Origin of the sequence: Proteiniphilum acetatigenes DSM 18083 (assembly GCF_000380985.1) — a bacterium.
GTDB lineage: Bacteria > Bacteroidota > Bacteroidia > Bacteroidales > Dysgonomonadaceae > Proteiniphilum > Proteiniphilum acetatigenes.
Map to the genome: position 1 here is coordinate 294803 of NZ_KB905694.1, position 20620 is coordinate 315422.

Below are 20620 nucleotides of genomic sequence, written 5' to 3' on the forward strand. Positions count from 1 at the left end.
TTTGAAATTAATTCTTTGTTGGCTGTTCTCAATGCATTACAATGTTCCACCAGACTTGTGATTCGATGGGAACATTGCTGTTAACGAGTGGGCGCTTGCCGAAGTGGCGGAAATCGTGTCAAAACGATGTATCAAAAAGTGAGGTATCAACATAATATCGAACCATAGGCCTGTTTTTCGATGTTTCGTCAACGATTTCAAAACCTGCTCTTTCAAACGCTTTATACAGACCTACCCACGCAAAGGCGTCAGGAAGTTTTCCCTGTGTGGGTATGGTCGGATAGGCTTCAATAATTTTTATTCCGTTTTCCTTGGCGTATTTTATCAATCCTTTTAAAAGTGCAACCGAAACCCCTTGCCGTCTAAAATCTTTTGCAATAAAAGTGCAGGGAACAGACCAGACGGGTTTATCGTCGATACGTTTATGAATTCTTGATTTTTCCAGTTTCAAAAAATCTTCCCGGGGTGCAAATGCACACCAGGCAATCGGAATGTCTTTATAAAAGCCAAGAAGTCCTGTCGGTTGATTGTTCCAGACAAGCTGTTTCATCGCATTTTTGTTTCCGTCATTCATTTTGCCTTCTTTATAATCTGCCTTTTTTAGCCGGTAAAACATACACCAACAATTGCCGCAGGCTCCTTTCACTCCAAAGAGTTCTACAAACTTGTTCCAATTGTTTTTTGTCAATGGCTCAAATCTTAACTCGACTAAAAAATCTTTATCAATGGTTGGTGATACTGAATCCATATTCTGTTTGTCGTATGAAATAGTTATTACTTGGTTTTACCCTTCTATCAGGGTCATGACCCACCCTTTGTCCTTTATCAAGTGCGCAGATAGCCTGCATGTCCTCTTCGCTGATCTCGAAATCGAAGATTCTCTTATTCTCCAAAATCCTTTCGGGGTGCGTTGATTTTGGAATGGTAACCACTCCCATTTGAATATTCCAACGCAGAACAATCTGTGCAACTGTACGTCCATACTTTTCCGCCATCTCTGCTAACATGGGTATACTGAATATTTTCCCCTGCATCAATGGACTATATGCCTCATATTGTATTTGCTGCTTCTTACAATATTCAAGCAGAGGAGTCTGTAATAATCGGGGATGAAACTCAATTTGATTTACCATAGGTCTTATTTCGCATTCGGCAAACAGTGATTCCAAATGGTGAATATGAAAATTGGATACACCAATAGCACGAACACGCTTTTCACAGTATAGCTTCTCCAGAGCTTTCCATGTACCTTTGTTTTTATAATTAGGCCAATGAATAAGATAAAGGTCCAGATAATCCGTTCCAAGCCGTTTTAAACTTATGTCGAAGGCTTTGAGCGTATTTTCATATCCGGAGTCGGAACCCCACACCTTGTCGGTGAGAAAAATTTCACTGCGATCGACTCCGCTTTGGTGAATGCCTTCGCCTACGCCGATTTCGTTCTTGTAGTAAGCTGCCGTATCAACATGGCGGTATCCTGATTCCAATGCCTTCCTGACTGACTGGACGACAATCTCTCCGTCGGGTATTTTGAAGGTTCCGAATCCAAGTATCGGCATTTTAACACCGTTGTTCAAAGTTACATAAAGTTGATTATGCATAAAATTCTCCTTTCCAAATTATTATTGTCGTCTTTTTATATTCCGGTCCTTACTTAAAAAACCGTATGCCTTCCTTTATGTACCGCAGGTTTGCGCCAATTTAATTCATCACCGAGGTTGAGGCAAAGGTCCTTTTGATACCTTTTCTATATTTCATCCCCGGATATCCGAAAACAACAAATATTCCTTCTCTGCTGGCATATTTTATTCCATGCTCTTCCCTGAACCTTTCTGCTTTTTTGCCACTTTGAATTAAAGGATGCACCCCTCCCAGCATACAGGTTCCTAATCCCAAAGATTCTGCCGCATACATTGCTGTGGTTGCAGCAACAATCGGATCAGCAGGATCAGTATAAGGAGAACCATAAAAATATAAAGCTAAGGGAGCATCATAGTTGACCAGGTTAATCCCTTCCCTGATATTATGAATATATATATCAAAAAGAGGTTTTACAAAACCCTTGAACATTTCATCGTTTACTTTGCCCCAAAACGGACGCATCATTGTTAAGAACCATTTGGAAACGAACCATTTCATCCCGTTAAGATATTCACAAAAATCAACGGCAAACTTTCTTGTTTTTTCTTTACTGTCAAGAATCAGGACATTTACATCAGAAGGGGGTAGCCCCATTGGAGAGGTGCTCGCTGCATCGAGTATTTTTTCGACGATTTCGGGTTCTACCTCTTTATCCAGAAATTCCCTTACACTCCTTCTTCTCCGGAACAAGGCAAGCAATTGCCCATAATTTGCGGTGCTTGCTTCAGGCGGTAAATCAAATAGATCCTCTTTGGATAATTCCCTGCCGGATATCTCAATTGCACCCACCGGACAAATAGCCATACAATGTCCACAACCAATGCACCCAAATGCCGGAGTGATGCTGACCCTGACTTTATTATTTTCAAGGTAAAGGCTGAAATCTTTACAAACCTCTACACATTTTCCGCAGCCGGTACACTTATCACTCTTTATATGTATTTCGGCTTTTTCTTTTGTTCTTGATGTTGGTATAGCCATGTTCAAATGATAAGATTCGGGAAATGGAACGTCGGTTTCATTTTTCAATGAAGTTTTATAAATGGTTCTTTCGCCAGTTTTCTATTTTGTCGGCATAACGGAACATTAGTTGCAGATTAAGTAATAACGCTATTAAAAGCGCTAAACTCCAAATTGCTATATTTGTTACATTCAAATTGTTGTTAACAAATGTTATGTAGAATATATAAAAAACAGGCAATATCGTTATCAACGCTGTTCGGCTTCCCGGGATCCATTTTCTGAATTTTATGTATTGGAATATATGTCCGAACAAATGAAGCGTATAGGCAATAAATAATCCGATAGCCATTTCTGTTATTTGAAATCTAACTGAAATAAAAAGTATTATTGATGCCAAAACGAATTCTTCCATTATCATTAAACTGATTGTTTCGGTAGATTGATAATGTTTTTTCCCTTTGATAAACATTTCGTCTGACAACTTTTTATCGTTCTCATTCTTTTGTATCCAATTTCTAATAGTTATGATTTCTTCAAATTCGTGAATCATAAAAAGGGATAATATAAGAAAGGATAATTCTGCTGTACTCATTTGGATACAAATTTAGAAAAATATCTTTCATCACAAAAGGTCCCACTTGATAATTTGGGTCAGCCAGAATTCATCGCTTACTAATTTCTAAGTAATATGATCATCACGGAACCAAAGATCATGATCACTGAGCCGATAATCTTTTTCTTGATCTCCTTTTCCTGAAAAAATTTATAGCCAAACAGAATACTTACAATGATTGAAAGCTGAAAAAGCGATAACGCATAACCCACCGGGATATGATCAAAGACATAATTTGTCGTGTATTGCATTGTTCCAATACAAGCAACCAAAAGCAAAAATTTATTCAGATTTTCCAGTTTAACCGTTCTCCTGAACTCTGTCTTAAGTCTGGTCTTATAAAAGAACAGCACGATGAAAGAAAACAAAGCACCGAATATGCACCAACTTATAAATGCCAACACTGTTGAGGACGCCAAGATCACTCTTTTTATAAAAACAGCTTCAATAGCTGTCAGGACCATTGCCCAAATTCTGAATTGAATAGCCGGATTTTTCAGAAGCTTCCATGAGAACCTGTCATCAGTTGTATCTAAAACATAATAACTTCCATAAATAATAAGCGATATCCCTATAATACCCCAAATATTCGGTATTTCCGAAAGCAAAAATATTCCGGCAATTATTCCGATAACCGACTTGTATGAGTTTATGGGACCCAAAATCGATAGATCCCCCGTTTGAAGCGCCTTCACAAGAAAACCGTTTCCCACAGCGCCTGCGATTCCTCCTAGAATTGAATACAGCCAAAAATCTTTTTCAAAGTCAGGTATTTGCATGAAACAGAGAAGAATACCACAAAATAATGAGAGTAAGAAATAGGTCAGAAAGTTAACGATTAACGGATTATTCCCTTTTGAGGCAAGTTGTTTCTGATAGACATTCGCCAAAGGATTAGAGATTACTCTTAAGACAACAGCAATTGCAACTAAAATTATTCCAGTCATTCAACACACTTCTTATAATATATTTCTCAGCATGGTATTGCTTAGTTCTTTATTAAACTGTATCTCATTCGACATAAGTCGAATTTTCGATTGCTCGATTAATGTCTCCTTACACTCTTCAGATAATAATACATTATCAGAATAAAAAACAATCCGATCGTCAGGGGTAAGAACCAGACTCCAAGCCCATCCGCAGTTCCTTTTGCAATTTGTATTGTCATGAACACAATAAGCCCGAAAACTACAACAAATAATAATTTAACTGACCTGATTAATCGAGTTGCATTCGAGTATTGCCAAAAGACATTTTCCTGTGTAATAGGGACAAAATAATTAAAAACACGGGGATATTTATTGAGGACTGTCAGTCCGGTAAAAAGTAGTGTCGCGACAATTGGTAAAATCAGGATATGACTTTTATCTCCAAAGCCATCCACTTCTCCGGTACCATTATAATGAATAGGGATCTGTTCCGGTAATTTTTCATAATTCATTAATGTCAAAACCCAGATTCCAATAATAACCATCCAACTGATAATTTCTATTATTTTATCAGTCGTAGTCAAATTGATTTTTACCTTTGGATGATCTTTCATTTATGGATCAAAGTTATATTTTTTATTCGCACCATCTTTCTTCAACATTACATTTTGATGAGGAATGTTGATTATTTCTACAATTTCCACCTGTTTTTATATACTTTCCCAATACAAAAAAATGCCATTTTATATTACTGTAATATCTACTCTATTTTTTCAGCACGTTCACACCGATAATTCCTGTCAGAACCATTATACCACCAATGATATGGTAAAGATGAAGCGTTTCATTCAGAAACAACACACCGCTGAAAACGGCTATCACGGGACTGAGGTTGTTGAAAATAGATACCTGTGAAGCCGGTATTACCGTCAGGGCACTGTTAGTCAGGAAGGAAGTCAGGAAGGAGGATAGAACACCCAGATAAAGTATTGTCCACAAGAACTCACTATTCTTGAATGCGGCGAAATAGAGCGGCAATGTACCCCATTTCAGATGGGTTATTACAGCAATGAGGTTAAATAGGATACAAGCGGTTAGGGTCATGAAGAATGTAATGTCCATAGCGTTGAACTGCTGTGTAATCTTTCGGCCAAGTACAAAATAAACAGCCATGGATATTACCGAAAGAAGAATGAAAAAATCGCCTTTCAACGTTTCGTTACTAACTTCTCCCAGTCCGTTCTTATACATAATATACACAACACCACCTACCGACAACAGCACAAAAATAATTTGCCAAAAGGAACTTTTCTCCTTCAGGAATACCGCTGCCAGAATAACCGTAAAAATGGGTGCGGTTGCCGATAAAATACCGGCTTCGGAAGCAGTGGTAAACTGTAAACCTATTGTCTGCATTGAGAAAAGCAGTAACGGATAAAACAGGGATAATACGAGCAGAGGTAATATCCTTTTTCGGTCAATCACAGGCCATTCCTTCCTGCGCAACAAATAAAAAAAGAATAAACCGGCAGTTGCCGCCGTAAAGCGGTGTGCCAGCAAATCAATGGGCGAAGCGTGGCGCAACGCCATCTTTACAAAGATAAAAGAAAAACCGATAATGAAGGTCATCAATGTGAGACCGGCATAAGCTACTACTTCCCTATTTACCCGTTTCATCCGATTAGAACTATTTATCTTCTTCGCACGATTATTTTATATCAAATCAATACATCATCACTACTTCCCGAAAGATGGGGACAGGTTGTTCCGGCTTGTCGGGATTATTAAATCAATTTTCATATTCGTTCCATATAGCAAAAATAACATACAAGTTTATTATAACAAAACGATTCATAAACTTCCGGGATCACTGTCAAATTATAGTGGAGAATGATCCATCGCCTTCTGACTCTATTGTTTGTCGAAAATGTTGACATTTTGCTACTTCATCTGCGCTTTTTTTCGTACTTTTGCGGGAAATATTGGATATTCTGAAATCGTTCCCTATAGGAATTAAGAACCAAAGCATACATCCACCATTAGTGAATTTAGCATACAATGAACTTACTTGACAGTTTGATCGAAAGGGCAAAAGCGAACATACAACGGATCGTATTGCCCGAAGGTACCGAAAAGCGAACTCTGACAGCAGCCGATCAACTGCTCCGTGATGGTCTGGCAGAAATAATCCTGCTGGGAAATCCTGCAGAAATCAGGGAAATCGCAAAAGAATCAGGACTCTCCCACATCGGAAAAGCCCAAATCATCAATCCAAAAGAGCATGCAAAGAAAGAGGCATATACCCAACTTCTTATCGAATTACGTAAAAAGAAAGGGATGACATATGAGCAGGCCTCTCAATTAGTGGAAGATCCGCTATATCTGGCCTGTCTGATGATCAAAGCCGGAGATGCCGACGGTGAGATCGCCGGTGCGAAGAATACCACAGGCGACGTACTCCGGCCTGCATTGCAAATTATCAAGACCTCACCCGGAGTAAAGGTTGTGTCGGGGGCGTTCATCATGTTCACACAAACCCCTCAATATGGGGAAAACGGGACATTACTTTTTGCAGATTGCGCCGTAATGCCTGATCCTACGGCCGAAGAACTGGCATCTATCGCAGTCGCCTCCGCACAAACGATGAAAAGCCTGGTGGGCGTAGAACCACGTGTAGCCATGCTCAGTTTCTCCACGAAAGGAAGCGCCGAACATGAGATGATCGACAAGGTACGAGAAGCAACCCGTGTCGCAAAGGAGATCGATCCGGAATTACAGATTGACGGAGAATTACAGGCAGACGCTGCACTGGTCCCCTCTGTAGGAGCAAGTAAAGCGCCGGAAAGCCCCATTGCCGGCAAAGCCAATGTACTGGTTTTCCCTACCCTCGAAGCGGGAAATATCGGTTACAAACTGGTACAGAGACTGGGAAACGCAGAAGCTGTCGGACCGGTACTGCAAGGCATGGCTGCTCCGGTAAACGATCTTTCACGTGGCTGCTCTGTAGAAGATATTTACAACATGGTAGCCATTACAGCCAATCAGGCTATCGGATTAAAACAAAATAAATAGTCGCAGGATATGAGTGAAATAATCATAGAGCCTATTGAGAATTACGGACTTACGATCTCCTCCGAAAGCAAGAATAAACCATTGTTCTCGAAGATCGGGGTAGTAGGTGCCGGGAAAGAGGGACGGACCATCATCAATATGGCTGCAACAGCCGGTATGGAGGTGGTCTTTTTAGATGAGTCGCAGGAGCGAATCGATTTTGTTATAGGTGAATTGGAGAAGATCATGGATCAGAAGATCAGCAGTTGGGGATTGACACCATCAGAAAAAAAGATCATTATGAACCGTATCACTCCTACTCTTGTGTATGAAGATTTCAAAGGCTGCGACCTTGTAATAGAGTGTACACGGTATTCGGAAAGCGGTCGTCGTAGTACGCCGCTACGTAAGAATATCTTCAAAAGATTGGAAGAGATACTGGATGAAGATGCCATCATCGCCTCCAACGGATCTACTGTAATCATCAGTGAGCTGGCTGCCGATCTCGTTCATAAGGAGCGCTGCGTGAGCCTCTATTTCCCTGTGTCGCATCCCGATGCCCGCATCCTGGAGATCGTGAGCGGTATGTACACGTCGGAAGAGGTTTATCACAAGATGGAGATCTTTGCCAAATTGATCAAATACAAGCCTCACCGTATTAACGAAAGCAACGGGAACGTAAGCCTGCGGATGCTGGTAGTTATGATCAATGAGGCTTGCCAGATTCTGTTGGAAAGAGTCAGTTCCATAGAAGATATTGAAGAGACTTTTACTATCATTTACGGTCAACGCTACGGTATTTTCCGTATGGCTGATATTATCGGGATAGAACGCCTTGTCACACTCATGGAGGCCATGTTCAACGATTTCGGGGCGAAGCATTATAAGCCCAATCCTATTTTATGGAAACTGTACCGTTCCAACCAATTGGGTGTGCGTACAGGAAAAGGGTTCTATATTTACGATAGTGACGGGAACCCGGTATCCATCAACAAAAACATAGTTTAACCGGATTCAAGATTCCAAATTCAAGATTCAGGATTAAGAATTAAGGATTTGAAAATCAAAATAATTGAGATATAAAGAACAAAGAAGATGAAGATATTGGTCTTAAATTGCGGAAGTTCATCCATCAAATATAAGCTTTTCGAAATGGAAAGCAAAGAGGTGATTGCCCAGGGAGGTGTGGAAAAAATCGGAATGAAGGGTTCTTTCCTTAAATTCGCACTTCCCGACGGACAGAAAGTGATGTTAGAGGGCGAGATCCTTGAGCACCGTGCCGGTATTGAATATATTTTGGGTGTTCTGCTCAGTGAGAAATACGGATGCATCCAATCGTTGGACGAAATAGAGGCGGTCGGCCACCGCGTGGTGCATGGCGGTGAACGTTTCAATTCAAGCGTACTTATTACCGATGAGGTGATTGAGATACTGAATGAATGTATAGAGTTGGCTCCATTACACAATCCTCCCAACCTGAAAGGTATTTATGCGATTCAGGAACTGATGCCCGATACACCACAGGTGGGAGTCTTCGACACCGCTTTTCATCAGACCATGCCCGATTATGCCTACATGTACGGGATACCCCATTCATTATACGAAAAATACGGCATCCGCCGGTACGGTTTTCACGGTACCAGTCATCGCTACGTTTCGGCACGTGCCTGTGAATTTCTGGGTGTTCCTTACGAAGAGCAACGTATCATCACCGCCCATATCGGCAATGGAGGATCGGTCACCGCCATCAAAAACGGGAAATCCATTGACACCAGCATGGGAATGACTCCCGTGGAAGGTTTGATCATGGGTACCCGGTCGGGTGATGTGGACCCCGGTGTGATCTCCTACATCATGGAAAAAGAACACATGGGTACTACAGGCATCTCTACACTGTTGAATAAATTCTCCGGCGTACTCGGTATTTCCGGAATTTCTTCCGATATGCGCGAGATCGAAGCCGGTATCAAAAATGGCAATAAACGAGCTATCCTGGCAATGGATACTTACAATTACCGTATCAAGAAATATATAGGATCATACGCTGCCGTGCTGGGAGGTGTAGATATCCTGGTATTTACGGGAGGCGTAGGCGAAAATCAGGCTATCACCCGAAGGGATGTATGCAGAAATATGGAATTTATGGGGATTGAACTGGATGAAGAGGTGAACGCCTCGGTACGTGCCAAAGAGGTAGTGATCAGTAAACCGACTTCCAAGGTGAAAGTGGTGATCATCCCTACAGATGAGGAGTTGTCAATTGCAAATGATACGATAGAAATATTACAGGAGGCATAATATACATTCCCGTATGGAGAAACTCTCCTCCTATTCCTTTCAATAATCGTATATTCACCCTGTGCATATCATTGCCCGGGACATCGCCATACAGAATTCTGTCCTGATGACGGTTGCCCCCTTTCATGTTTTTTAAAAGAATAAATATTTATGCCAAAAAGAATAGAATTCGGAATCGGGATGTTCGGGGATTTGGCTTTCGATCCGGGAAAAAGAACTTTTCAATCCCCAAAGGAACGATTAAAAGAGATGATTGAGGAAGTCCGGTTGGCGGATGAATTGGGATTGGACTGTTTCGTACTGGGAGAGCACCATCGCCCCGATTATGCCGTTTCCTCAACGGAAATTGTGCTGTCGGCACTTTCGACCGTCACACGAAATATCAAACTTGGCAGCGGTGTCACTGTACTCAGTTCGACCGATCCTGTAAAAGTATATCAGGATTATGTCACACTCGATTTACTCTCCAACGGAAGGGTAGAGATAATGGCCGGCCGGGGCAGTTTTACAGAGTCATTCCCTTTGTTTGGATATGACTTAAACCATTACAATGAACTCTTTACGGAAAAATTAGACCTGCTCTTATTACTGAACAAAGAAGAGATCATCCACTGGGAAGGAAAATTCAGGGCGCCCATTCAGGATCAGGTCATTTATCCGCGACCGGAAAGAGAATTACCTGTCTGGATTGCTGTCGGAGGAACACCTTCTTCCATTGAAAGGGCAGGCAGGCTGGGCTTACCCATCATATTCGCTATCATCGGAGGAAGACTGTCCCAATTCAAACCGTTAGTAGATTATTACAAGGAGGTATACCGCCATTACGGTCATCCGGAAGATAAAATGCAAATAGGTATCCATTCACACACTTTTGTCACAGATAGCCAGGATTACCTGTTAGAAAATTATTTCCCCCATTATGCCGCCCAAATGGACAGGATTGGGAAAAGCCGCGGCTGGCAACCCTATACGCAAGCACAGTTCCGGGGAGGAATGAGCAATGAGGGTGCTCTGTTCATGGGATATATCGAGAGTGTAAAGGAGAAAATAACAGGCCTGATAGAAATGTTCGGTATTACCCGTTTCGTGGCGCATATCGATGTAGGCGCTCCTTCTCACGATGAGATAATGAGATGTATAGAATTATACGCCACAGAAGTAGTGCCGGAGATTAAAAAAAACTACAGGCTATAAAACCTGTAGTTTTCCGTCTGTTCTCAAATACAGACACTGTTATATGATATATGCCGTAATGGCATTCAATATCGGTCCGGTTGAAGCTGGCCTTATTCCGCCACCACTTCAAAGGGAATATCTACTGAAACCTCTTTGTGAAGTCTTACCACAGCATTGTAGCTTCCGACTTCTTTCACTTGGTCTTTGATCACGATCAGCTTACGGTCTACTTCAAAACCTTTTTCTTTCAGTGCATCAGCAACCTGAATATTGGTAACCGAACCGAAAATTGTTCCGGTAGAACTGGTTTTTGCTCCAATAGTCAGTGTAACTCCTTCCAGTTTATCCGCAAGTGCTTGTGCGTCTGTCTTTATCTGGGCCAGTTTGTGTGCACGCTGCTTTTGGGTCTCAGCCAGTACCTTCTTTGCAGATTCGGTAGCAATGACCGCCTTACCCTGAGGGATAAGGAAATTACGGGCATATCCTTTTCTTACGTTCACTACATCATCTTTGTAGCCTAAACTCTGTATATCTTCTTTTAAAATTACTTCCATTTCTCTTCCTCCTTATTTATTTCATTAAATCGGCTACGTATGGAAGCAAAGCTATATGACGAGCCCTCTTCACTGCTTGCGCGATCCGGCGTTGAAACTTCAATGATGTACCGGTAATTCTTCTTGGTAAGATCTTTCCCTGTTCGTTCAGAAACTTCTTCAGGAATTCGGGATCTTTATAATCGATGTATTTGATACCGTTCTTTTTGAAACGGCAATATTTTTTCTTCTTCACATCCACCGATAGCGGGGTCAGATATCTGATTTCTGTCTGTTTAGCCATTTCTTAATCCTCCTTTTCGTTAAGTTCTACTTCCGCTTCAACAGCTTCTGTTCTTTCTTTCTTTACTGTCTTTGCACCTTCACCGGCAGCACGTGCTTCATGTCTTTTGCCACCTCTGTTGTTTCTTCTCTTTTCGGCATATTCCAGCGCGAATTTATCCTGTTTCACAGTTAAGAAACGGATCACACGTTCGTCACGACGGAAATTCACTTCGAGTTTATCGATTACCGACGGATCGGCTTTGAACTCCAGGAAGGCATAAAATCCTGTCGTTTTCTTGTCGATGGGATACGCTAATTTACGCAAACCCCAGTCTTCTTCGTTTACAATTTCGGCCCCTTGATCCGTGAGGAGGGTTTTGAATTTTTCAACCGCTTCCTTCATCTGAGCATCAGACAAAACGGGAGTCAAAATGAAAACGGTTTCGTAATTGTTCATACTAATTTAATTATTAATTCGTTAATTGAAAAAATTTCGAGCGGCAAAGATACAATAAATTATCTAATTTGCAAAATGATAATAATGATTACTTTCATCCTAACAGAATGTCTTTCATAGTTTCAGAAATAGTATTCAACAAAGGGACGAGCCAGCATTAAGTAAAGAGAAAATTCAAAGAGCATTGGAGTATTTAGGTCGTATGTTTTTTGATGATACAGAATTGAATCTGAAGCTACTAAAGATAGCCCGCAACATGAAATCAAAGGGATATCATTCACAAGAAATAGCTGAAATTATTGAATTGCCTGTTGATTTAATTGATAAATTATAAGTCCGATCCCATCCTATTTAAACCCCCATTTGGGGAAATCGGTGTAAACGATTTGCTGTATTTCTTTGATCTCCCCTGCAAATCATTTTCTCATGTCTGATCAGTCACCTTTCAGGAAGACATTTTCGTTCTTCAGCAAAGACTTAATGCAATTCCTAACGATTAAAATAGTCTCCACCTTCCCGAAGGGGCTGGTAGTATTTCTCTTAAAAAACCTTGTATCCGCTAAACCGCTATCTTTTGTAGCCTCGAGACAAAAATATTCCTCTTTAGATATGTAGCCGATAATTCAACTTTTTAGACCTACGTTTGTTATCTTGATATCGTAAATCCATTCAAAAAATGAAGAAAACAATCAACCAGGCGCTTGTAATTTTCGGCGCGTCGGGCGATCTTACATACCGGAAACTGATCCCTGCCGTGTTCGACCTGTTTATGAACGATTCACTACCGGAGGGATATGCTATCCTCGGGGTGAGCCGGACTGAATTCACAAACAAACAGTTCCGCAAGAAGATGAAAGAAGGCATCCGGCAGTTTGCCCACTATAAGGAAGCGGAAGAAAAAAAGATCGACAGTTTCCTCTCCTCTGTTTTTTACCTGAGTATCGATACCGCAAAGGGAGAAGAATATATATATGTAAAAAAGAAACTGAGCGAACTGAACACAAAATTCAACCTCGGGCATAACTATATTTTTTACCTCTCTACACCGCCCTACCTCTACCCCATCATTCCCAAATTTTTATACGGGCAGGGGCTCACATTACAGCAAAAAGGTTTCCGGAGAATTATCATTGAGAAACCTTTCGGACACGACCTTTCGTCGGCTATCGAGTTGAATGGGCAATTGCTGGACTTTTTCCAGGAAGACCAGATTTACCGTATCGACCATTATCTGGGCAAAGAAACGGTACAAAATATGCTGGTGACCCGTTTCGCGAATGGTATCTATGAACCGCTATGGAATCGTAATTATATTCAGCACATAGAGATCACGGCTGCCGAGAGTGTCGGAGTGGAAAACCGCGGCGGTTATTATGATGGATCAGGCGCACTGCGCGACATGATCCAGAACCATTTGCTTCAGGTGTTGTCGTTAGTAGCCATGGAGCCTCCGAACAAAATAACGCCTGAAGAGATTCGCTATGAAAAAATGAAAGTATTCCGCTCCCTGCGTCCCCTGAGTAAAACCGACCTGAAAAAGAATGTGATCCGTGGACAATACACCGAAGCGACCGTACGGGGAAAACATTACAAGGGATATCGCGAAGAAACCAATGTAAAACCTGATTCGCGCACAGAGACTTATGCCGCAATGAAGATATATATCGATAACTGGCGGTGGGAAGGAGTACCCTTTTATATCCGTACAGGAAAACGACTTCCCACACAGGTATCGGAAGTAGTCATCCATTTCAGGCCATCGCCCCAAAGGTTGTTCAAAGCAGCCGAGGGGACAGCTCATTCCGATAACCAACTTATCCTGCGTATCCAACCCGATGAAGGTATTCTGCTAAAGACCGGAATGAAAGTACCGGGAAGTGGCTATGAAGTGAAATCAGTCAATATGGATTTTCATTATTCGGACCTGAACGACCATTATATACCCAGTGCCTATGAACGGTTGATACTCGACTGTATGGCGGGCGATAATATGCTTTTTATGCAGGGTGCCGCTGCCGAAGAGACATGGAAATTCGTACAGCCTATTCTCGATTACTGGGAGAACGACAAGGATGCGCCCCTCCACGGTTATCCCGCCGGATCCTGGGGACCGGACGTGGCTGACGATCTTATTGAAGGCAAAGAAAACACCTGGCGCTACCCATGCAAAAATCTGGCGGAAGACGGAATATATTGTGAATTGTGAGTTAGAAGTTGACAATTGACAATTGATAATTGATAATTGATAATGGATAATGGACAGTTGATAATCAGAAATTTATAATTTAATAATACCAGCAATACAAAAAGGATGGAGATACAAATTTTTAAAACAAAAGACGATCTGAACCATACTTTTACCGAGCAGATAAAGGAGATCATATCAGAAAAGGAAAGAGTGACAGTTGCCCTGTCGGGCGGCTCCACCCCTAAATCGCTGTTTGACTACTGGGCACAACTACCAAAGGGTGAAATAGACTGGAAGAAAGTCAGATTTTTCTGGGGCGATGAGCGCTGTGTACCCCCATCCGACGATGAGAGCAACTACAAAATGACAAAAGAGCATCTGTTCGATTTAGTGCCGGTACCCAACGAAAATATTTTCCGTATCCATGGAGAAAACGATCCCGGATCGGAAGCCGTAAGGTATGGTAAACTACTCACTGGGGAGTTAGAAACGACTAATGGCGTACCTTCTTTCGATATTTTGATGCTGGGAATGGGAGACGACGGACATACCGCTTCCATTTTCCCTCATGAGATAACACTCTGGGATAGCCCGGAGAATTGTGTAACTGCTACTCACCCCGTAAGCGGGCAAAGACGGGTAAGCCTTTCCGGAAAAGTAATCAATGCGGCAAAGAATGTTTTTTTTCTGGTAACCGGAGAAAACAAGGCGGATAAAGTGAAAGAGATCATAGAGCAGCCCGACCAGGCCGGAAAAAAATATCCCGCAGCATTGGTACAACCGGATTCGGGTAATCTTTACTGGTTCCTGGATCATGGCGCAAGCAAATCACTTCGAAACAAATAATCCTCCATTTTCAAGGCTAATTTATCATATCGATACATCACCAATTTATTCTTATTAAGCACATTAAAATCAGTAAATCATCAAATCGTTAAATCAACAAATCATCAAACCATCCCTCTCGCTTTTATTTCCAGGTATTTATTGATACTGTCGATAGTCAGGTTTTCGGGAGAAGAAAGTATACATTGGATGCCGTGCCGCGTTAATTCCTGCACGATCACCCGTTTTTCAAAAGTGAACTTTTCGGCAATAATCTTATCGTATACTTCATTCAGTTTTTCGGCTCTCTTGTCAATCAATCGATCCAATTCAGTATTCTTGAAAAATATCACAATAAGCAGATGGTTTTTGGATATGGCTTTAAGGTACGGTAGTTGGCGTTGTAACGCATCGGTCGTTTCAAAATTGGTATAAAGTATCAACAGGCTTCGTTGTGCAATACTTTGTTTGATCTCCACATATAACCGGTTGAAATCGCTCTCGAAAAAGTTGGTCTCAATCCGGTACAGCGCATTCATGATTTTCTGCATTTGTCCTGCTTGCCGGTTAGCGGGAACACGATCTTCCACTTTTTTGGAAAAAGTAAACAGACCTGCTTTATCCTGTTTCCTTATAACAATATTGCTGAGTGCCAAGGAGGAATTTATAGCCCAATCCAACAGACTCATACCATCAAAAGGCATTTGCATGCTTCGCCCTTTATCAATGAGCAGGTAAACCGGTTGTGATTTCTCTTCCTGGTATTGGTTCACCATCAGTTGCGCCTTTTTAGAAGTTGCTTTCCAGTTGATGGTCCGTATATCATCCCCCTGCACATATTCTTTGATCTGTTCAAATTCCATGGTGTGCCCGATCCGTCGGATTTTTTTTAATCCGTATTCAAACGGATTGTGCGAGAAAGCAATCAGGTCATATTTTTTCATTTGGATGAACGAGGGATAGGCCGCAACGATGGCGTTTTCCGAGAAAATATAGCGCCTCATGGCCAGCTGGAGCGGGGAAAGCACGAAAATATTGAGCTTTCCGAACAGGTATTCACCCCGCTGAACCGGGCGTAGAGTGTATTCGTATTCTTTTTCTGAAAATTTCCCGATACGGCTTTTTAGTAAAAAATCTCGCTTCTGATATTGACAGGGAACTTCGTCGATGATACGTAGATAAACAGGAATACGGTAATTGTTGCAGATTTTTATCCATACAGAATTCTTATCGCCGTTCGAAAGCATCTCGGGCAAAACACGCGATGCCGATATACTGTTCTTACCCGAGAAAAGAACGAATATATCCACCAGAAGCAGCAACAGCAGAAGGGCAAGTAATCCTGCGGCAACAGGATACAACCAATCCACAAAAAAGGAAACGAAAGAGAGCACTGCAATGCCAAGCAGCGACCAGAAGAACATATCGTTGATGTATAATGACTTTAATATCTTCATCCGTATATATTTATTTTGACACTGGTCTCATTGCTTTTTCGTTTCAATGGGAATAGACAAAGAACAATCTGTTCTATCGTGGAACTTCTATATTAGCTACGATCTCCGAAATGATTTGTTCTGCCTTCAGGCCTTCCATCTCTTTCTCGGGCGATACGATCACACGGTGGCGTAACACCGGAACCACCACATCCTTGATGTCTTCAGGCGTCACGAAATCGCGCCCGTTGAGGGCTGCCATTCCTTTGGCCGTGTTCAAAATAGCGATTGAAGCACGAGGCGATGCTCCCAGGTAAAGGAACGGTGTCTGTCGCGTTTGCTGCACAATATTCGCAATATAAGCCATTAAGTGGCTTTCTACGACAACTTCACGAACCAGTAATTGAAATTTCACAACCTGTTCGCCCGACACCACACTGTGAATGTTGTCGGTTTTGTTGAAACCCTTTGTTTCATGCTCCCTGCGGATGATCTCAAATTCCTCTGCTACATTCGGATAATCGACGACGATCTTGAAAAGGAAACGGTCTAACTGTGCTTCCGGCAGACGGTAAGTACCCTCCTGTTCTATGGGATTCTGCGTGGCGATGACGATAAACGGTTCTTCCATACAATAAGTTTCACCGTCGAGTGTAACCTGCCGCTCCTCCATTACTTCGAACATAGCCGCCTGCGTTTTCGCCGGGGCCCTGTTTACCTCATCCACCAGAATAAGATTGGCAAAAACAGGGCCTCTCCTGAACTGAAAATCCGAGGTCTTCATATCGAAAACCGATGTACCGAGAATGTCGGAAGGCATTAAATCGGGGGTGAATTGTATCCGGCTGAAAGAGGTATCCACTGCTTTGGCCAACAGTCTCACGGCAAGCGTCTTTGCAATACCCGGCACCCCTTCCAGGAGTACATGACCGTTGGCAAGGAGTGCAACCAGCAGGAAATCCACTAATTTATCCTGTCCTACAATTACTTTTTGCAATTCCGCTCTCACGGCGTCCATTGTCTGACGCAACTCGCTTAAGTCGAGCCTTGATTCAAACCGGATATTATTCTCTAAATTTTCGTTCGATTCCATATTTTGTATATTTTAATAGAGTAAAGACTTTATAAGTGAAAAGTGAAAAACTTAATTTCATTATTCACATTGGCAAATTAGTCTCATTAGTCACATTAATCTCATTGGCACCACCTGTCCCGACTTGTCGGGATTAGTCACATTAATCACTGTCCCAGAAACGATCCATCAGCAGACTTAATTGTATAAGTTCCTGTTTACTGCATTGATCCCGGTCATTTATCTCTGCGATCAAAGAAAGGATCTCTTTGACCAGTTCCACATCCTTTCCCGATTTGAGATGTAATCGATGAATCAGCTTATCTTCGGGCAACCGGGTGTCTATATTGTATGTTCTTCGCACTCTGTCCAGAAAATAAATAATTTTCTTTCGGGCGATATCTGAAATGTCTCCTTCCTGAAAATAGAGATTCCCTATTGTCTGTACAAATTCGACTGTGGTATTCCTCACCGGTTTTATGACAGGGACAACGCGTTGTTTGCGTTTGGCAGTAAAGAGAATAAACACAACCAGTCCGTATAGGAAGATCAGCCATGTCATCCGTAACGCAGGATACCGGAAAACAATACTCAGTTGATTTCTCCCCATATTCTCATCATGCTGTTGCGATGCAACGAACCAAACAACCGGCTGATCGGGAAGATAACTTAATACTCTCTCGGCATACTCCTGCGACAGCTTATTCGAAAGTAACGAGTAATTGGAGAAAACAACCGGCTGGTTATGCAGGATGATTTTACCTTTCCCAACTCCAAACTCAATAAAATTGATGTATTCCGCCCCATCGGGAAACGTCATATAACCTAATGCCGTAGCAGAAGCGCTATCGGCTGACAAGAACGCGTATCGCCCGAAAACAGGAGAATAGGAATACTCTTCACCACTCCATATACCTTTTGAAAATTTAAGTTTCAATTCAGGTCTCTCATCGATTTTAGAGTTAAAACTAACCGGATTATCATAAGAGACGTATTCACAGGTAGCACGTAATGTATCGGTTAAATAGGGATCAAATCCGTCGGAAACAATAAAAAGTGTATTGCCTCGTTCCACGGCCTTCAATATTTTGTTAGTCGATGATTCATCAATATATACTGATTCCCTGATAAACAAATAGGTCTCTTTTCTTATATTCAGACTGTCCTGCTGCTGAAAATATTCAAACGGATTTTTGCCGTAACGGACAACACTGTCACTGAATAAATGATCGATTTCCCCATTCAACACATATAAATCCAGTGGCTTTTTTTCATCCAGATAGTAGCTTGGAAACCAGTCCAACGGTCTTTGACGCGTCTGGTCTATTACAATCATTACGGCAATGAGTACCGCAAAAGCAAACAGATATATTTTCAGCGTCTTACTCATTTTCCAATTTTATTTTTATATGACGGAGAAACGTTTCGCGGGCGTTCCGGTATTCCGAATCGTTAATAGAAAACTCGCCGTACCAGATGTAATTGTACAGATAGGAAAGATATCTGAATTGTTCCTGCAATACCTTATCCTCTATTTCGGAAAGATAGTCAATGTTCGTTTTATCCGGATTCCATCGGATGATATGATTGTCTGTAAACGTCTTAAGCACCCATAAATAGAGCAACCGGACGGATTGGCGGGTATCTGCGTTCTGCTCCGCCTCATTGAGAAGAGCTTCAAAATCTGCTTCGTGAATATGTTTTTCAACGTTTAAGAGATTGACAGCAACCGTTTCGTTCTTCTTTTCAAAAAACCACCGCCCACGGTGATTCATGAACAAGCGCACAGCGACATACACGGCAGCCAGGAAAATCGTCACCAATACAATATTCAATATTTTATCAGAGAGATTATTGACCCTGGAAGTATCCGGCGTTCCGAACAGTTTTCTAAGCCACGCAGAGATAGTCTCTTTAAGTCGCTGAAAGAAACTTTTATTGATATTTCTTTCATAATTCAGCTCGCTATCCGATGCATATTTTTCGGTAAGGTGTCCGTTAAAATGCCGCAACGTAGTCAGGGAAGTAGTGTCTTTCGGGATAGCATCTATAATGCTGTCACGTTGAAACCGGGTTAAAGCATCCGGGTCTATAAATTGAATGTCCGGTATAATGTGCAGGGAGTCGGCAAACGTTTCTTCGGTTGCAACTACAACACTATCCTGCGGAAAAACTTCAAAAAATGAGATAAATCCGGCAATAAAGATTATGGATAACAATTTATTCCACATTCTGTCCTATTAAATCAATTTCCGACAATGCCTGAGTATGGTTCTTCTGTTCCAGCGTACTATAATACACGATACCCTGATTCACCGTTAAAATATTGGATAATATGTACGATAATACGAGTGATACGATATACAATATGGATACATAAATTCCAAATTCCGGGTTTAATTGTCCGTTTCCGGTTGCCAATACCGAAAACACCATGATAATATAGGGGATCATCGTTACCATGCCCTGAAGAATACTCAATATAAAATAAATAACTACTGCAGAGCCGATAATATGCCAGAATTTCTTTGAAAACAGAATTTTCCACCCTTGTCTCATCGCATCTGTAAACGATACTTCATTGAGCATATAAACATAAAACGTCTGCGTAATCCAAACCGATGCCACAGGTATAAGCAGTATCAGAATAAAGACACCTACTACTAACAAGACCAAAACGCTTGCCAGCAAGGTTGCCACGATAATAAGCGGGAAGAATGTAATGAGCGAATAAAGCCCGAAACGGATAATTCTCGGCAAGAACTTCTTAATCCGGTCAAAAATTTCTGACGAAGTAAAGTCCTTTCTCCCTGTTTCTTCAATCAATTTCAGATAAACAACAGGATAGGCTACGGCAAAAATGGAAAAAAGGATACTCAACACTATCACCATCATCAACATGGATATGAACAACACAGGATTATCTGAGAAATAATAACTTATATCATATCCCACCCCGTCATTGACCGTGTTAAACAATGCTGTGAAAAGATCGCGGAAGACAAAGAAATAAATCACACAGAGCAGAGCCAGGATTCCACCCGTGATTACAATATAATTCCCGAAAAAATTCTTCCAGTAAACTTTAAAAAATACGATAGTGTCACTGATATACGCACTGAAATCCCGTTGTTTATATAACTGAAACATGTG

At 41.5% G+C, this 20620-nt stretch carries 21 protein-coding genes; 6 read left to right on the plus strand and 15 right to left on the minus strand.

Annotated elements, in window-relative coordinates; all coding sequences use genetic code 11:
• Positions 1-118: 118 nt before the first annotated feature.
• The 7 genes from F597_RS0105545 to F597_RS0105575 form a co-directional block, all read right to left on the minus strand.
• Positions 119-748 carry a GNAT family N-acetyltransferase gene (locus tag F597_RS0105545; protein ID WP_019538730.1) on the minus strand — a complete coding sequence of 210 codons (630 nt, stop codon included), beginning with the start codon at positions 746-748 and terminating at the stop codon, positions 119-121.
• Positions 723-1601 carry an aldo/keto reductase gene (locus F597_RS0105550; protein WP_019538731.1) on the minus strand — a complete coding sequence of 293 codons (879 nt, stop codon included), beginning with the start codon at positions 1599-1601 and terminating at the stop codon, positions 723-725. Before F597_RS0105550 ends, F597_RS0105545 begins: the two co-directional genes overlap by 26 nt.
• Positions 1602-1701: 100 nt before the next feature.
• On the minus strand, positions 1702-2622 hold the full coding sequence (locus F597_RS0105555) for a nitroreductase family protein (RefSeq protein ID WP_044060096.1): 921 nt from the start codon (positions 2620-2622) through the stop codon (positions 1702-1704).
• A gap of 55 nt (positions 2623-2677) precedes the next feature.
• Positions 2678-3196, minus strand: a complete 519-nt coding sequence (locus F597_RS0105560) for an HXXEE domain-containing protein (protein ID WP_019538733.1) — start codon at positions 3194-3196, stop codon at positions 2678-2680.
• 80 nt (positions 3197-3276) lie between these two features.
• Positions 3277-4164 carry a DMT family transporter gene (locus F597_RS0105565; RefSeq protein WP_019538734.1) on the minus strand — a complete coding sequence of 296 codons (888 nt, stop codon included), beginning with the start codon at positions 4162-4164 and terminating at the stop codon, positions 3277-3279.
• Between the two features lie 98 nt (positions 4165-4262).
• On the minus strand, positions 4263-4760 hold the full coding sequence (locus F597_RS0105570; RefSeq protein WP_019538735.1) for a DUF1648 domain-containing protein: 498 nt from the start codon (positions 4758-4760) through the stop codon (positions 4263-4265).
• Between the two features lie 151 nt (positions 4761-4911).
• A complete protein-coding gene (locus tag F597_RS0105575; protein ID WP_019538736.1) occupies positions 4912-5823 on the minus strand; it encodes a DMT family transporter in 912 nt (303 codons plus the stop codon).
• 381 nt (positions 5824-6204) lie between these two features.
• Here F597_RS0105575 and pta point away from each other — a divergent pair, with 381 nt between their 5' ends.
• From pta to F597_RS0105595, 4 genes are all read left to right on the plus strand, one after another.
• Positions 6205-7218, plus strand: a complete 1014-nt coding sequence (gene pta, locus F597_RS0105580; RefSeq protein WP_019538737.1) for a phosphate acetyltransferase — start codon at positions 6205-6207, stop codon at positions 7216-7218.
• A 9-nt stretch (positions 7219-7227) separates the two neighbouring features.
• A complete protein-coding gene (locus F597_RS0105585; RefSeq protein ID WP_019538738.1) occupies positions 7228-8205 on the plus strand; it encodes a 3-hydroxyacyl-CoA dehydrogenase family protein in 978 nt (325 codons plus the stop codon).
• An 87-nt stretch (positions 8206-8292) separates the two neighbouring features.
• Complete coding sequence (locus F597_RS0105590; protein ID WP_019538739.1) at positions 8293-9495, plus strand: acetate kinase; 1203 nt, start codon at positions 8293-8295, stop codon at positions 9493-9495.
• Between the two features lie 150 nt (positions 9496-9645).
• On the plus strand, positions 9646-10689 hold the full coding sequence (locus F597_RS0105595; RefSeq protein WP_019538740.1) for an LLM class flavin-dependent oxidoreductase: 1044 nt from the start codon (positions 9646-9648) through the stop codon (positions 10687-10689).
• A 92-nt stretch (positions 10690-10781) separates the two neighbouring features.
• Here the strand turns inward: F597_RS0105595 and rplI are convergent, their stop codons facing one another.
• From rplI to rpsF, 3 genes are read right to left on the minus strand one after another with little or no spacing between them, the layout of a single operon-like run.
• The gene (gene rplI / locus F597_RS0105600) at positions 10782-11225 is read right to left on the minus strand and encodes a 50S ribosomal protein L9 (RefSeq protein WP_019538741.1); all 444 of its coding nucleotides are present in this window, start codon (positions 11223-11225) and stop codon (positions 10782-10784) included.
• A gap of 16 nt (positions 11226-11241) precedes the next feature.
• A complete protein-coding gene (rpsR, locus tag F597_RS0105605; protein ID WP_019538742.1) occupies positions 11242-11508 on the minus strand; it encodes a 30S ribosomal protein S18 in 267 nt (88 codons plus the stop codon).
• Positions 11509-11511: 3 nt separating this feature from the next.
• On the minus strand, positions 11512-11946 hold the full coding sequence (rpsF, locus tag F597_RS20220) for a 30S ribosomal protein S6 (protein WP_019538743.1): 435 nt from the start codon (positions 11944-11946) through the stop codon (positions 11512-11514).
• A gap of 676 nt (positions 11947-12622) precedes the next feature.
• Here rpsF and zwf point away from each other — a divergent pair.
• Together zwf and pgl are read left to right on the plus strand one after the other, a co-directional pair.
• Positions 12623-14152, plus strand: a complete 1530-nt coding sequence (zwf, locus tag F597_RS0105620) for a glucose-6-phosphate dehydrogenase (RefSeq protein WP_019538745.1) — start codon at positions 12623-12625, stop codon at positions 14150-14152.
• A 105-nt stretch (positions 14153-14257) separates the two neighbouring features.
• The gene (gene pgl, locus F597_RS0105625; RefSeq protein WP_019538746.1) at positions 14258-14980 is read left to right on the plus strand and encodes a 6-phosphogluconolactonase; all 723 of its coding nucleotides are present in this window, start codon (positions 14258-14260) and stop codon (positions 14978-14980) included.
• A gap of 104 nt (positions 14981-15084) precedes the next feature.
• Here the strand turns inward: pgl and F597_RS0105630 are convergent, their stop codons facing one another.
• The 5 genes from F597_RS0105630 to F597_RS0105650 form a co-directional block, all read right to left on the minus strand.
• The gene (locus tag F597_RS0105630) at positions 15085-16416 is read right to left on the minus strand and encodes a DUF58 domain-containing protein (protein ID WP_019538747.1); all 1332 of its coding nucleotides are present in this window, start codon (positions 16414-16416) and stop codon (positions 15085-15087) included.
• Positions 16417-16489: 73 nt separating this feature from the next.
• Positions 16490-17488, minus strand: a complete 999-nt coding sequence (locus F597_RS0105635) for an AAA family ATPase (protein ID WP_019538748.1) — start codon at positions 17486-17488, stop codon at positions 16490-16492.
• A 142-nt stretch (positions 17489-17630) separates the two neighbouring features.
• Entirely contained in the window at positions 17631-18857 is a 1227-nt protein-coding gene (locus F597_RS21510) for a DUF4350 domain-containing protein (protein ID WP_019538749.1), read from the minus strand.
• The gene (locus F597_RS21515) at positions 18850-19698 is read right to left on the minus strand and encodes a DUF4129 domain-containing protein (RefSeq protein WP_019538750.1); all 849 of its coding nucleotides are present in this window, start codon (positions 19696-19698) and stop codon (positions 18850-18852) included. Before F597_RS21515 ends, F597_RS21510 begins: the two co-directional genes overlap by 8 nt.
• The gene (locus F597_RS0105650) at positions 19688-20617 is read right to left on the minus strand and encodes a hypothetical protein (protein ID WP_019538751.1); all 930 of its coding nucleotides are present in this window, start codon (positions 20615-20617) and stop codon (positions 19688-19690) included. Before F597_RS0105650 ends, F597_RS21515 begins: the two co-directional genes overlap by 11 nt.
• Between the last annotated feature and the right edge of the window lie 3 nt (positions 20618-20620).